Annotated in this window: 11 protein-coding genes; 2 read left to right on the plus strand and 9 right to left on the minus strand. The window is 57.1% G+C overall.

Annotation, left to right across the window (positions count from 1 at the left end):
- Window positions 1-14: 14 nt before the first annotated feature.
- The 3 genes from spoIIID to spoIID all read right to left on the minus strand — a co-directional run bounded on the left by spoIIID (window position 15) and on the right by spoIID (window position 2682).
- A complete protein-coding gene (gene spoIIID, locus NNL35_RS00530) occupies window positions 15-302 on the minus strand; it encodes a sporulation transcriptional regulator SpoIIID (protein ID WP_006674820.1) in 288 nt (95 codons plus the stop codon).
- Between the two features lie 349 nt (window positions 303-651).
- Window positions 652-1434, minus strand: coding sequence for a M23 family metallopeptidase (locus NNL35_RS00535; RefSeq protein ID WP_040729609.1), 783 nt, complete (start codon window positions 1432-1434; stop codon window positions 652-654).
- 84 nt (window positions 1435-1518) lie between these two features.
- On the minus strand, window positions 1519-2682 hold the full coding sequence (gene spoIID / locus NNL35_RS00540) for a stage II sporulation protein D (RefSeq protein ID WP_006674822.1): 1164 nt from the start codon (window positions 2680-2682) through the stop codon (window positions 1519-1521).
- 140 nt (window positions 2683-2822) lie between these two features.
- On the opposite strand from spoIID, the gene NNL35_RS00545 reads away from it, so the two are divergent.
- Window positions 2823-3080 carry a hypothetical protein gene (locus NNL35_RS00545; RefSeq protein WP_254552830.1) on the plus strand — a complete coding sequence of 86 codons (258 nt, stop codon included), beginning with the start codon at window positions 2823-2825 and terminating at the stop codon, window positions 3078-3080.
- Entirely contained in the window at window positions 3077-3535 is a 459-nt protein-coding gene (locus tag NNL35_RS00550) for a hypothetical protein (RefSeq protein WP_006674823.1), read from the plus strand. The genes NNL35_RS00545 and NNL35_RS00550 overlap by 4 nt, the downstream gene beginning before the upstream one ends.
- 905 nt (window positions 3536-4440) lie before the next feature.
- On the opposite strand, the gene murA is transcribed toward NNL35_RS00550, so the two are convergent.
- The 6 genes from murA to nuoL all read right to left on the minus strand — a co-directional run bounded on the left by murA (window position 4441) and on the right by nuoL (window position 14865).
- Entirely contained in the window at window positions 4441-5769 is a 1329-nt protein-coding gene (murA, locus tag NNL35_RS00555; protein WP_006680134.1) for a UDP-N-acetylglucosamine 1-carboxyvinyltransferase, read from the minus strand.
- A 298-nt stretch (window positions 5770-6067) separates the two neighbouring features.
- Window positions 6068-6328 carry a DUF1146 family protein gene (locus tag NNL35_RS00560; RefSeq protein ID WP_006680135.1) on the minus strand — a complete coding sequence of 87 codons (261 nt, stop codon included), beginning with the start codon at window positions 6326-6328 and terminating at the stop codon, window positions 6068-6070.
- A gap of 124 nt (window positions 6329-6452) precedes the next feature.
- Window positions 6453-9317 (minus strand): S8 family serine peptidase, encoded by a 2865-nt coding sequence (locus NNL35_RS00565; protein WP_006680136.1) that lies wholly within the window; start codon window positions 9315-9317, stop codon window positions 6453-6455.
- A 489-nt stretch (window positions 9318-9806) separates the two neighbouring features.
- Window positions 9807-11351 carry an NADH-quinone oxidoreductase subunit N gene (locus NNL35_RS00570; protein ID WP_006680137.1) on the minus strand — a complete coding sequence of 515 codons (1545 nt, stop codon included), beginning with the start codon at window positions 11349-11351 and terminating at the stop codon, window positions 9807-9809.
- A gap of 4 nt (window positions 11352-11355) precedes the next feature.
- Window positions 11356-12969, minus strand: a complete 1614-nt coding sequence (locus NNL35_RS00575; protein WP_006680138.1) for a complex I subunit 4 family protein — start codon at window positions 12967-12969, stop codon at window positions 11356-11358.
- Window positions 12970-14865, minus strand: a complete 1896-nt coding sequence (nuoL, locus tag NNL35_RS00580) for an NADH-quinone oxidoreductase subunit L (protein WP_006680139.1) — start codon at window positions 14863-14865, stop codon at window positions 12970-12972.
- Window positions 14866-14870 lie beyond the last annotated feature (5 nt).

Raw genomic sequence — 14870 nt, forward strand, 5'->3', positions numbered from 1 at the left:
TTCGGAACTGCCGGCTAGGACTTGCCTGCCGTCATCACTTCACGTTTTTTTGAACTCGATTTCTTGTATTTGATCTTCGTCGCTTCCCCTCCCCGCAGATGGCGCACGGATTTATGGTACTCGAGAATGTGCTTCACCTGGTCCGCCAAATCGGGATTAATTTCGGGCAGCCGTTCGGTCAGATCTTTGTGTACCGTGCTCTTGGATACGCCGAACTCTTTGGCGATAGTGCGAACCGTATGCTTGGTCTCGACGATGCAGCGGCCGATTTTTATGGTCCGTTCTTTGATGTAATCGTGCACGTTCCCGCCTCCCTCTACTCGGTTTAATTGGTACATTATATGAGTAGGTCGCACACTTATGCGTTGTTGAACAGCGTGACAAGCCTGGCTTAACCGATAAATTTGACAAGACGGGGAGAAGAGGCCCGGGAGACGCGGGCGGAACGTAGACGCTTGTCCTGTGCAAAAATGGCGATGCGATGCGGAAAAATTGGAAGCCGAAGGCCGTACGGAAGCGATCTCAGGAAGGCTGTCCACCGAAATAGAACCATCTGAAAAAAATTTAATCCAGGCTGTCCCACTCCATCCACTGGAACGGCAAAAGGCGGAAGCATATTCGCTTCCGCCTTCTTTCGGAGAGTGGAGAAGATTAGTTTTTCGCCAACAGACTGGTCGGATTAACCGGCTTGTTATTGTCGTACACTTCAAAATGCACGTGCACGCCCAATGCCTTCTCCAGCTCGCTGCGCCCGGCCGTTCCAAGCGTGTCGCCCTTCTTGACCGTATCGCCTTTCGCGACTTTGACATCTGCCAGACTCTGATAGACTGTCTTCATGCCCCCGCCGTGATCCACTTCCACGACGAAGCCATTTTTCGGATGCTGCTCTGCCCGGGTGACTTTACCGCTCATGGCAGACAGGACGTCGAACGATTTCTGATCCTTGCGGGCCAGGTCGATTCCTACATTCGGCGTGAAGGTCTGTTCGAACTCTATCAGCGCCGCCGCTTGCTCTTCCTTGCTGGCCGTCTCGTCATAGAAGGACATGACGACGTCTACTTCTTGCGCGTCTTTGACCGGCCAGCCCAACGTCTCGTTGGATGCGACCACTTCGACCGCGTCTTCGTTGACCGTTCCCTCCGCCTGTGTTCCGGAATCTACCACCGTCTGATCGACCTGCGCCGTCTCCGCGTTCGGGTCGAGCGGCCGGTTCATATCCTGGTAGACCCACACTAACGTTAGGATGATTGCTGCTGCGGCCATGTACAAAGCAGGAAAGACCCATCGCTTGGACAACAGCTTTCTCCATGTGGAAGTGTGAACCGCCTGCGCTCCCTGGATTGGTTTGGAAGCTTCCGGCGTGTTCGCTGCATTGTTAGCCGATGAACTGGTTGTGGATTTGTTTTTCGAGTTGTTTTGGTTTTGTTCACTCATTTGTGATCACCTCAGTAACCATTGTTACCGGGGCTATCGCTTTTATACGTGCAAGTTTGCTAATTTTTTAGATTCATAGTTCTCTTACGAGGAAGGCGGCCCGGCTGCAGTTAGTAACTTCGAAGCTTTGTCCAACTTCACCCCTGTATAATAGTAGGTCAATATCCGCTTGGCCGCCGCTCCCTGCTTCGCCATGCCCTGCGCCCCATACTGGCTCATGCCGACGCCGTGGCCATAGCCGTATGTCGTAATGCGCAGCTTGTCACCGTCCCGCTCCCAATCAAACGCGCTCGAACGCAGATTCAACTTCTCACGGATATCCCGGCCGCTGAAGCGCTTCGATCCGAATTGAACCTCCTCCACCCGCTTCCCCGCCGTGCGGGACAGGATGCGCACATCTGCCGCCAGCCCGCCTCCAGCCACTGTGTCCGAGGACGGGCTCCCCGATCCGCCTCCGCCCTGCCGCGAGGCTTGGGCGAGACCCGGTACCGCCGCCGGAGTCAGGCCGAGCTTATCCAGGACTTCGTTCAGCGGCAGCTCCACCGTCTCGGCGTACCGGGGAGACTCGGCCTGATCCCAAGGGCTGGGCACGCTCTTCAAGTAGGGAACGGGATTCTTCCAATAATCCTCGGCATTCTCGGTATAGCCGTTGCTCGTCGAGAAGAAGGCGGCCATAATCGGCTCCCCTTGATAGGTAATCACTTGATCCCGCGTCTCATTGACGGCCTGGTTGAGCTTTACGATCGTATGCTTCGGCCGCTTCGCCAACTCAGCCAGCGGGATATACGCCTGATGGGCGACGGTATCCGTCACGTCAGCCCCCTCGGGGACGCCAGCGGTGTCGCCCGCCCGAAGGCGGCGCACGATATACGTGCGGGCGGCGATCGCCTGCGCCTTCAGCGCCTCGAGCTCGAAGTCGGCCGGCATCTCTGCCGCCAGGACGCCGCGCACGTATTGCTCCAGCGGGACATTCTCTATCTTGCGCGCATTCGCTAGATAGACGCGCACTTCCGTCCCGCCCTCGGGCGTGCCCGTCATGGCCGGCGGCGGGCCGGGACCGGTCTCCGCGGCGGGCGGCCGATCCGCCAGCCGGTCTACCAGCCCGAGCGGCAGCAGCACCGCCAGGACCATCAGGCCCGCCGCCCATAGGATAGCTCGTCCCAGCATGTCGTTCCCCCGGGATGATCGTCTTGCCCCGGAACCGCCCTTCCACCGCTTGGCAGACATTCGTGTCGGCAGCATGGTCATAAATTCTCTCTCCTTATCCTCCCGCTGGATCCCTCTTTCTATGAACCCGGTATAGAGGGAAGGGGGTAATCTACTTCCATCCTATGCTTTTTTGAGAGACGAAAGAACCGGAATCTGACAAGCTCTCTCCGCAGCCTGCCGTGGAACGACATCGGTTACAGGCTATCCGTATCTATAGTATTATCCCTTTCTCGTATTCATTTTTGAATGGCCCCGGTCGATATGATGTACAGCAGCATGCTCAAGAAATCGAAGGTTTCCGCACCAGATTGGAAGGGGAACGCACCACTCGCCACCGCATCTTCTGTCCCGCTTCTTCGTTAATAGCAGCCGACTTTTTGAACAGCCGCTTGCAGGAAAGGAAAAATCATGTGGAGAAGGGGATGGAGATGCAATGAAGGCATCCATTTCATTGGACGGCTTTGAAGGACAGGAAGTGGAAGTGAAGGCCAATGGCTTGGGCAAGCCGCGGCTGTTCATTAACCGGCAGCCGGTGCCGGTCGGCAAAAAGGGCCGGATGACGCTCCGGCGCAATGACGGAACGGAAGCGATCGCGACATGGAAGAACAGCGTCATCGGGGATCTCCCGAAGCTGGTTGTAGACGGGAACGTTATTGAGTTGGCGAAGCCTGCGCCATGGTATGTCAAGCTATGGTGTGTCTTGCCGCTCGTGCTTATCTTCGTCGGCGGAGTGATCGGCGGCGCCCTCGGCGGAATAGGGGCGATAGCCAACTTCGCCGTTTTCCGGACGCAGCTTCCCGCCATGGCCAAATACATGACAACGCTGCTTATGACGATCGCTTGTGCCGCCGGATGGTGGATGCTCGCCATGATGGCAGCCGGCCGACTGTAAGGAATAACAGGAGGAAGCTGCGCATAAACACAGCAAGGGACTGTGCCATATTCATGAATACGGTCGCAGGGGCAAGAGGGGACAACAGAGAATGTGGAGGCGGGAAAGACGGGGGCGGGGGAAGCGGAGGAAGATGGATGGGGGAGCGAAATCCTGCGTTTATCAGGCGGTTGAGAACGTCCAAGGGATTGTGTGGCGCTTCATTTTTTATGTGGCGGATCTCGTCTCTCCGTAGAAAAAATCAATGTAAAACGCTATCGGTCCAATTCTGAGTAGGAAAATGGACAATCTCTACCCCTTCGTGAAAAACAGGGGGGTTCTAACAGCCTGAAAACTGCATGATTTCTCCAGACACGCCTAATCGGTAAGCGAAATCCTGCGTAAATACAGCAATTCGATATGGACGACTTTACCAGAAAGGGAATCCTGCAAAACGGCAGGAATTTCACCCCTTTTCGCTTCGATTTGAAGCAAAAGGGCCTAAAATGATGTAGATTTGCAGCAATTCCTTGGGATGTGGACTCATTGAGCCGAAATTCCTGTAAAATAGCAGCAATTCCCTCCACACGTTCAAGCCCCAGGAGGCAACGATGCCTCTGGAAGGCAATGATGCCCCCAGGATCCGACGCGGTCTCTTGGATCCCGTAAAATCAGGCCGTTAAGAAGCCTATGGCAATTTTTGCAACTTCATTTTTTTATATGGTGGACCTCTGCATTCTCGCAGTTATTTCGGCAAGTCGAGTTGTGAGAAAAAGGGGGCTGTCTCACTGTAGCTAAAAGCTACTTATGGGACAGCCCCTTCATGACGTCTGGTTCCGCCGCATCCGATTCTGTGCCGGGGCGAATCTCAGTCCGTATCGTATATTCAAGCTATTACTGTAAGGAGAGCGAAGCGGACATCCGGCTTACGCCCAGGTCGGCTGAGCGCTGAACAGCGGAATCTCCTGTTCTTCCTTCACTTCCTGCGGTTGCTCCTCGATCGAGACGCGATAGATATCGGCTCCGAGCGCAGACAGCTTCTCCGCGATATTGACATAGCCGCGGTCGATATGCTGCACGCCGCTCACCTCGGTCGTTCCTTCCGCCACCAGACCGGCACAGATTAAGGCCGCGCCTGCGCGCAGGTCTGTCGCGCACACCTTCGCCCCGACGAGCTTGGCGCCTCCCGTGACGACGGCGGTGCGTCCGTCAACTTTAATGTTAGCTGACATCAGGTTGAACTCATCGACATGCATAAAGCGGTTCTCAAATACCGTCTCCGTGACGACGGAGGTGCCTTCCGCCACGAGCAGAAGCGCCATCATCTGCGATTGCATATCCGTAGGGAAGCCCGGATAAGGCAGCGTCTTCACGTCTACGGCCTTGAGCGGCCGATCGGCCCGAACCCGGATTCCGTTCTCGTCCGGTTCGATCTGTACGCCCATCTCTTCCATCTTCGCAATGACTGGACCGAGATGGTCTGCAATGGCTCCTTCAACGTACACATCCCCGCCGGTCATCGCCGCAGCCACCATATAGGTGCCTGCTTCGACCCGATCCGGGATGACCGTATGCTCAGCCCCGTGCAACTGCTCTACACCTTCGATGCGAATGACTCCGGTGCCCGCGCCCCGCACCTTGGCGCCCATCTTGTTCAAATAGTTGGCCAAATCGACGATTTCCGGCTCGCGGGCCGCGTTCTCAATCGTCGTCGTGCCTTCGGCTAGCGTTGCAGCCATCATAATATTTTCAGTCGCGCCGACACTCGCCACATCCAGATAGATCTTGGCGCCCTTCAGTCGGCCGTTCACTTTCGCTTCAATGTAGCCCTGACCCAATCCAATCTCCGCACCCATCGCTTCGAAGCCCTTCAGATGCTGATCGATAGGCCGCGTTCCAATCGCACAGCCACCCGGCAAGGAGATCCGTGCCTGACCCGCGCGGGCCAGCAATGGGCCCATCACGAGGAACGATGCCCGCATCTTGCGCACCAGCTCATACGGAGCTTCATACGAGTGAAGATGCTCTGCGTTTACGCGAATGGTTTCATTGGAATATGTAAGGTTGGCTCCCAGCTTCTCCAACACATGGTGTATCGTCTTGACATCGTCGAGTGGAGGCGCGTCACATATTACACTTACGCCATGCTCTCCCAATAACGAAGCAGCGATGATCGGTAGCACAGAATTCTTTGCGCCGCTTACGCGGACGGTTCCCGTCAATCGTTTGCCTCCGCGGACGATAAATTTGCTCATCATGTTTCCCTCCGCGCCTTTTTTCGCCCCATCCTCACATCACTGTACAAGATGGTAGGTCTCTCTCTTGCCCAACCCTCATCATACCACCGCCTAACGGGGCCGACAAGCGATATTTTTCGACATACCCTTCCACAATTTACTTGGGGCTACTCCCATTGTTGACATCTTTATTCGATGTTATTCGACAAGCACCGAAACCGCAGCCGTCCCCCCACACTCTGCCAACGGCAGCGCGACGGCAGGGACGACTGCCGGCATGCGGTGAATGTTTTTCATTTCCTCTTAACCACAATCGCTACGCTCCAAACAGATAACGTACGGACTGCGTCCAGCCCCAGTAATCGATGAAGAATCCCGCCACTGCGCGCCCGACGATAATCGCCAGGAGCAGGTGCAGCATTTTGCCCTGCGGGCTCTGCGGATGGCGGATGAACAGATCGAGCTTGACATGCTGCAGCGACCACCAGGCGACGCCGATGCACAGCAGCGTGACGAGCATGTTCACCACTCCGCCCCAACCGACAGCTGCCGATATGTTGGACCACGAATTGTCCATAACCGAGCCTCCTTATATAGAGGTTGTTCGAAAAGTCCACTTCTGATCACGAGGTGATTCAGGAAGTAACTCGGCATCGAAGCTTGCACACTCTTGCAAAGCGGACCACACGATATTGCGGCGCTTACCGCAGCGCGACGAGCATCGACACGAACTCCGCCCGCGTCGCCTGCCGATCCGGGGCGAACATGTCCTCGTCCATCCCCTGGATGAGGCCCTGCTCCTTCATGGCGGCCAGCATCGGAGCGGCCCAATGGTTCACGGGCACGTCGCGGAACGGAGCTTCCGCCGGGCGCTCCGGTTGAATGCCGAGCGCCTTCCCCATCATGACGGCCATCTCCGCCCGCTTGACCGGCAACCCCGGACCGAATCGCCGGTTGCCGATTCCGCCGGTGATTCCGGCCTTCGCGACCCGGGAGACATCAGCGTAAGCCCAATGCTTCGCCGGAACGTCCGTGAAGGTTGGAGCTCCTTGAATGCTTCCGCCCAGCTCGAAGGCTTTGGCCAATACGGCCGCCGCTTCGGCCCGGGTAATCTGCCGGCCCGGACGGAACAGCGCCTCGTCATAGCCTGAGATCCACTTGGAACGGACAGCCTCCACAATCGCTTCCTGAGCCCAGTGGCCGCCGATATCGCGGAAGCCTTCAACCAACGGCTCGGTGCTGAAGGATAACCGGTAATATTTCGTATCGAACTTCTTGTCCGTCGTCAGGCGTACATAATACGTTCCCAGCTCCAGGACAGCGCCCGCCGATATCTGCTCCAGCTTGGTCCCGCTTTGCGCGCCGGCGATCTTCTTCTGCTCCTTCGTCAGCACGGTCATGCTGACGTTCCGGTCGGACGGGAGGTTCTTCAGTGCCACCGTGCCATAGACCGGACTCTTGATCGTGAACTGGAACCAGTCCACATCGCTGTCTTTGTCGAACACGCCAACGTATTCGGTGCCTTCGCTCATCGTGACCGCTTCATACATCTTGTCGTTCGGTTCATTCGGATCGGTGTATTGCGTAATATATTCCACATGCAGCTTATACTCGCCCGCGACCGGTTCCGGATGCGCCGTGACGACATTCTGCACTTGAATGTAATATTTCCCCGCGGGAAGATCGGTCAGCACGGCCGATTCCGGCCGTCCCTCCTTCTCTTCGTCAATCCATTGCGTTCGAATATGCGAGCCGCGTATCTCCAGCGCCGGATCGATCCGCACCGTATCTACGCTGACCTTCAGTCGCAGCGTGCCTTTGCGCGGCAGCTGAATCATATACCAGTCGACATCGCCCGTATGGCTGAACGTGCCGACAATATCCTGCGTCCGGGCCGGAATCGTGTAGGCCTGGTACTGCAGGTCATTGGATTCGAACGGATCCTCGTAGATGAAAAACCGGGAAGACAGCTTATAGGACAACGATTCCTTCCCTTCATAGCCTTGATGCTGAAGACGAATCATATTCAGGCCCTGCTTCACCGGAATAAGGGTCTTCTTGCCGCCCGCGTCGCTATATGTCTTGCCTATGCTCTGCTTCCCTACATAGTGCGCCGCCTGAACGGTTCCCTTCCCTTGTATCCGCTCCAGCGAGAGCTGCAGCGTGCCTTCGTAAGGGGCATCGACAGCGAACCATTGGGTCCGCTTATTCGGGGCGAATACGCCGCTGACCGACGTGTCGATAGGGAACACGCGCGAGCTGCCGCGAGTCGTATTCTTACCGAATGCTTGTTCATCGTAAGGAATACGAAGCGCCTCGTCGACGCGCAGCAGGCCGTATCCGCTCTGCCGATCCCAGCCTGGCGACTCGATATTCTGCGCGGTGCGGCGGAGATGCTCCCGAATCTGGTATGGCTTCAGTGCGGGATATTTGCTCCACAGCAGGGCGGCCGCCCCGGCCGCTTGCGGCGCAGACATCGATGTTCCTTCTTCTGCCTTGTAGCCGCCGCCGAGGGCTGTCGTATAGACATGCCACGGCGCGACCAGATCGACCTCCGGCCCCGTGTTCGACCGCGGCTCTACCAACAGATCGGGCGAGCTTCCCCCGACAGCCAGAACAGTCGGATAGGCTGCCGGATATTTGACCTCTACCTTCTCTTGGTACCGCAAGCCGTCATTACCCGTGGCCGCGACGAGAAGCACGCCCTTTTTCTCGGCGTAATTCACGATATCTTCCATATATTTTGAATAACGATACAGTCCCACTGACATGACGACAATTTTGGCTCCGTGATCGACAGCGTACAGTATGCCTGCGCCTAACTTGTCTTCATCTCCGTAGCCTTGGGCATCCAATGCCTTAATCGGCATAATCTTCGCGTTCCACAGCACCCCCGTGGTGCCCTTCCCGTTATTCCCAACCGAGGCTAGCACGCCCGCTACGCTGGTGCCGTGGCCGTTATCATCCTGAGGCAGGCCCGCCTCCAGCAGGTTCGTGCCTTTGACGAGATTAGGCTTCAGATCAGGGTGGTTCAGGTCCACTCCGGTATCCACCAGCGCGATCGTAATGTTCGAGTTGGCCTTGGCCTGCGCCCAGGCCTTATCCGCCCCGATCTGCCGCAAATAGGTCTGCTGGGAATATAGCGGGTCATTGGGCTTGACGGCCGCGTTCAACGTCCGGACCGACTGATTCGGTTGAACATATTCGACATGCTCCGACTGTCTCAGCGTCTCCAGCCATTCCCCGGTGGTCTCCGCCTGCTGCGGCTTGACGATCGAAATATTGACCGCCTGTTGCTCGCTTACGATTTCGCTGTTCGCCAGCAACCGTTCATCTTGGTGTCCAGTTTTCCATTTTACAATCCAGGAGTCGGCTGCCTCTTCATTCGCAATGCTTTCCCATCGCATCTCGCTTAAGGAGACAAGATTGCCGTCCTTCCCCGCCCGGTCGACCGGCTGCAGATTACGAATCTCTGTCTGCAGCGGAGTCAAGGAATTCACCAGGACAAGCAAGGCTAGGGCTGCAACCAACATCGATCCGACGGCTGTTCGCCATCGTGTCTTCATAACTTTCATCCCATTCCAATCATTCAGGTTATGCACGGACGTCGTGCATCATTCAGAGGATGATTAAACCAGACCGTCATCCTGCTGTCAATCGGTAAACCTTGCTTGTTGACAGAGTATTCCTGTCCGTTATGCCATTCGCCATGGAGCCCATTGCTATTGTAAGGGATGCCGAATGACTGCACAAGGCGTCGTAAGATATATAAGATTCGTCACACGAAAAGGACAATCCTTTATTTACAGTCAATATAGTTCCCTGGACCTATCGTCGACAAATTCCGCAATGACGGGCTGGCAAAGTCCGCACTCCGGGCCATCGCAAACCAGCCGCCAGCGCCCATTTTCAAAGGATCTGCGGCATGAAATCCGATGATGACTTCGTATAGTTTTCTCCGGAAAAAAATCGCCCTCAGTTCTCAACCTTCCCGTTAAAAACATAAAAGCCCCTGAACCTGGTGCCCAGGTTCAGGAGCCCAAATGACTCATTTTTTATCTCACCAGCAAATCGGCCCCGATGGAGAATACCCGGCTCAGCGCTTGGATGACCGGGTTCGGGAATGCCCCGAGCCCGACAATCGCGAGCACGCAGACGATGATGACGAGTCCTTGCGTCCATGGTATGCGCACCGCTTCCTCATTGTCCCCGCGCATATACATCTGGCGGATGAAGCCGAAGTAGAAATAGAAGGAGACGACACTCGCGACCATCATGACGATGGCGATCCAGAGTGTGTGCGAGGCAATCGCTCCAAGAATAATGAATAGCTTCCCGAAGAAGCCCGCCGTAACCGGAATGCCGGCCAGCGACAAGACGATCACCGTCATCGCGACGGCCAGCCATGGCGAACGGTAGTAGAGACCCGCATAGCCGCTTAGATGATCATGGCCGGATGACCGCTCGATAACCATATGAACGGCAAAGGCCCCGAAGGTCATCAACAAATAGGCGATAAGATAATAGATGAATTCCGCGAAGTTCGACGCGTGCAGATGCTGACCGAACAAGTTCAGACTGACCGGAACGAGCAGGTAGCCCGCATTCGCGATTCCGGACAGGGCAAGCAGCCGCTTGACGTTGGCCTGGCGAAGCGCCATCGTCGTTCCGACGATCATGGACAAGGCTGCGATGGACAGCAATATCGTCGACAAGTCCGAATAGATGGCCATATCCTGGCCCAGACCGAGATACATGCTGTAGAACATGCGGAACACGACGGCGAGCGTCGCCGCTTTGGACACGACGCCCAGAAAGGCGGATATCGGCGTCGGCGCGCCCTGATACACATCCGGGGCCCAGGCGTGGAACGGAGCCGCCGCGATTTTGAAGCCGAAGCCGACAATCATCAGAATGAAGCTGACATAAATGAGCGGCTCGAACCCGGCGGTGCGATCAGCCAAGGCATGGGCGATTCCATTGAAGGCCGTGCTTCCGCTGATTCCGTACAGGAACGACATTCCGTATAAAATAAAGGCCGAGGCCACGCTTCCGAGCACCGTATACTTGAACGCGCTCTCCGTCGACTTGCTGTCGTTCTTTTTCATCGCCACTAAAATATACGATGTGATGCTGAGCAGCTCCAAGCCGACATAGAGCGTAATCAGGTCGCCGGACGAAGCCATCATCATGCCTCCGATGGCGGCCGGAAGGAGCAAATAATAATACTCTCCCCGATTCGGCAGCTCTTCCTTGCGCAGATTGCCGAGGCTCATCATGATGACGAAGCCGACGCCAATCAGGATGATGGCCTTCACGATTAGGGCGAAGCCGTCGATGCGATAGCTGTGTTCGAGCAGCTGCACCGCCTGCGCGGCCTCTGCCGTCAGCTTCGCCCGCTGATACAGCTTGAGCAGGACAAAGCCAAGCGACACGGCGATGGCGAGCAGCGAGAGCACGCCCATGACGTCGCGATGGATGCGGCGGGGAAGCGCCAGATCAATGAGCGAGATGACAATGGCCGCAATGACTAGCGTAAGCTCAGGCGCCAGCAGTGCGAGATCGGCCAAATGCAGCAGTTGAACATGTGGCGTATCCATGAGCCTACCCCCTCACCTTGAATAGTTCGATAATATGCGCAACGCTGTTGTCTATCGGGGCGGTCACGAAGGACGGGAACAGACCGATAAGGACAATGCATGCGGTCAGCACCATAATCGGGATCGCCTCCGCCAGCCGCGCATCCTTCAATCCCGCGAAGCGGTCATCCATCGGCCCGTACGAGATGGCGAGCACCCCGCGCAGTACGTAGACGGCGCTGAAGATGAGCCCAAGCGCTCCGAGTATCGCGGCCCATGATGCGGTGCCGTACAGTCCGAGGAGCGTCAGCAGCTCCGCGACGAAGCCGGACAGCCCCGGCAGGCCGAGCGATGCCAGACCGGCAAGGAGCAGAATCCCGCATAAGAACGGCATGCTCTTCGCCAGTCCGCCCAGCTCCCCGATGCGCGTCGTGCCCGTTCGCTCGCTGAGACTGCCGACGAGCAGGAAGAACAGGGCCGAGATGAAGCCGTGCGACACCATCTGAACGACTGCGCCCTGTATGCCCAGCTCGTTCATGGCCGCGACGCCGAGCAGCACGAAGCCCATATGACTGATGCTGGAATAAGCCAGCAGCAGGCGCAGCTCCCTCTGCCGGAAAGCCAACACTGCGCCATACAGCACATTGATTACGCCGAGCACGGCCAGCACGGTCGCCCAGGAAGCGGTCTCCTGCGGCAGCAGCGCCGCCCCGAATTGGACGAGCCCGTAAGCCCCCATTTTCAACAAAATACCCGAGTGAAGCATGACGACCGGAGCCGGAGCTTCGGCATGCACCTTCAGCATCCACGTATGGAACGGGAAGAACGGCAGCTTGATGCCGAAGGCGATCAGCAGCAGCACGAACACCGTCGTCTTCATTCCCGCGGTCAGATAAAAGACGCTGTAGTCCGCCTGATTGACGTAGGCCGACGCGCTCCCCAGATTGTCCATAATGACATTCAGATTGCTGCTGTAGATATAGTGGCCGCCATCCGGGAAGTCCGGATGAGTCGTGAAGCCCGCGGTTACCGTCAGAATGACGAAGGCCACGAGCAGCAAGGCCGATCCGAGCCCGTTATAGACGAGGAAGCGGTTCGCCGCCTTCTCCCGGTGCATCAATCCCCATATGCCGATGAGGAAGAAGGTCGGCACCAGCGTCCATTCGAAGAACATGAAGAACAGGAGCAGATCCCGCGCCAGGAAGACGCCGATCATCCCGACCTCGAGCAGGAGGAAGAGGATGTAGTACGTTTTCCACCTTTTTTTGATGCCCAATGAAGCGATGGCCGCCATCGAGGCCACAATCGTCGTCATGACGACGAGCGGCAGCGATAAGCCGTCAATCGCCAAATGATAGTCGATGTTGAACGACCAGGATTGAATGCCGCTGGCGATCTCCAGGTTCAGCGGAAGAGAGATCCAGGCGTATTGCTCGGTTAATGACGCTCCCTTATCGACCAGATCATAGATGCCGTACACCGTAAGCGCCAGGATGAGCGGCAGGAAGGTCGCCGCGATGCCGATGATTTGAATCGCGCGCGTGCGGCCCTTCGGCACGAACAGCAAAATCAGTACGCCCAACAGCGGAGAGAAGGTCAGCAGTGTCAACAAGGGCAGCGATGTAAGCCCGTTTACCATTTACCAGAACCTCCTTCCGAGCGCCAGGATGAACACGATCAGCGCAACGAATCCGAACAGCGACATCAGCCCGTACGTCTGCAGCTGCCCGTTCTGCAGCCGGGTCGACGTCTTGCCGATGCCAACCGCCGCTCCCGAGACGAGCCGGACAATCCCGTCGACAATCCATTTGTCGAACGCCTGCAGTACGCGGCCGAGGCCGGCAAGCGAGCGAACGAAGATCAGCTGATACAGCTCGTCGATATAGTACTTATTCGCCACAAGCCGATAGAACGGATTGGACGATTCCTGCGAAGCGCCGCGGCGGGTTCCGCGCGGCCCGTACCACATATAACCTAACCCGATGCCGAGCACGCCCGCCAGCACCGAGATAATCATGGCGGCGGCATGAACGGAGGAGCCCGGTTCATCCCCGTTCAGCCACGTGCCGAATGCGCCGCTGAATGGAGTATGAACGAATCCGGCGACGGCAGCCAGCACGGCCAGCACGACGAGCGGGAATGTCATGGAAGCCGAAGATTCGCGGACGCTCTCCGCATCCGAATCGGCGGCAGGCGGCCCTGTAAAGACCAGGAAGAACAATCTCGCCATATAGAAGGCGGTAATGAATACGGTGACCGCTCCAACGATGAAGAGCAGCATATTTTGTTCCCAGGCAGCCGCCAGTATAGCGTCCTTGGACCAGAAGCCGGACAGCGGCGGAATGCCGGACAGCGCCAGGGCGCCGATGGCGAAGGTCCAGGCCGTCACCTTCATCCGGTTCCCCACTCCGCCCATGCGGAATATATCCTGTGTATGTATGGCGTGAATGACACTGCCTGCCCCGAGGAACAGCAGCGCCTTGAAGAAGGCATGGGTGAACAGATGAAATATCCCGGCCGTAACCGCCCCGAGTCCGAGCGCCATCATCATATAGCCAAGCTGGCTGACGGTGGAATAGGCCAAGATTCGCTTCATGTCCCGCTGCGCTGCGGCAATCGACGCCGCGAAAATCGCGGTGAAGCCGCCTGCGCCCGCGACGATCATCATCGCCGTCGGCGAGATGGCGAAAATATCAAAGGTCCGGGCGACCAAATATACGCCGGCCGCAACCATCGTCGCCGCGTGGATCAGCGCGGAGATGGGCGTCGGCCCCTCCATCGCGTCCGGCAGCCACGTATGCAGCGGGAACTGGCCGGATTTGCCGACGGCTCCCAAGAAGATCAAGGCCGCAATCCAGGTGCCCAAGCCGGCGGAGATGCCGTACTGAGCCATGGAATCGGCATTGGCGAACACGTTGCCGATCATCGTAAAATCAAGCGCATGGTTCGGCATATGCCAGAACAGGATGAGAATCGCGAGCAGCAGCCCGACATCGCCGATGCGGGTGACGATGAAGGCTTTTTTGGCGGCGGCGCGCGCCGCAGGCCGCTCATACCAGAAGCCGATCAGCAGGAAGGAACAGACCCCGACCAGCTCCCAGAATATATAGAGCTGAATGAGATTCGGCGACAGGACCAGTCCCAGCATGGCGCTCGTGAATAGAGCAATGTACGCATAGAACACCGTCTGCCGCTCGTCGTCCTCCATATAGGCTTTGGAATACACATTGACCAGCGTGCTTACCAGCGTGACAATCACGAGCATCAGCGCATTCAGGTTCGTGATGTCAAATCCGAACTCGAGACGGATGTCGCCGATGCGGAACCATTCGAAGCTGCGGGTGTAGTCGTCAGGCGCACCTGTCATCCGCTCCCACAGGATGAGGACGGAGAGTACGCATGCGGCGAACGAGCTGAAGACGCCGAGCATGACGGCAGCACCTTTCATCTGGCGGCCGAATGCCGTCAGCACGAGGAACGCGAGCAGCGGAATGACCGGGATAATCCATGCATATTGCGACAAGACGGATTCCATTGTCG

Origin of the sequence: Paenibacillus dendritiformis, from assembly GCF_945605565.1 — a bacterium.
In the GTDB taxonomy this organism is placed as follows: Bacteria; Bacillota; Bacilli; order Paenibacillales; family Paenibacillaceae; genus Paenibacillus_B; species Paenibacillus_B dendritiformis_A.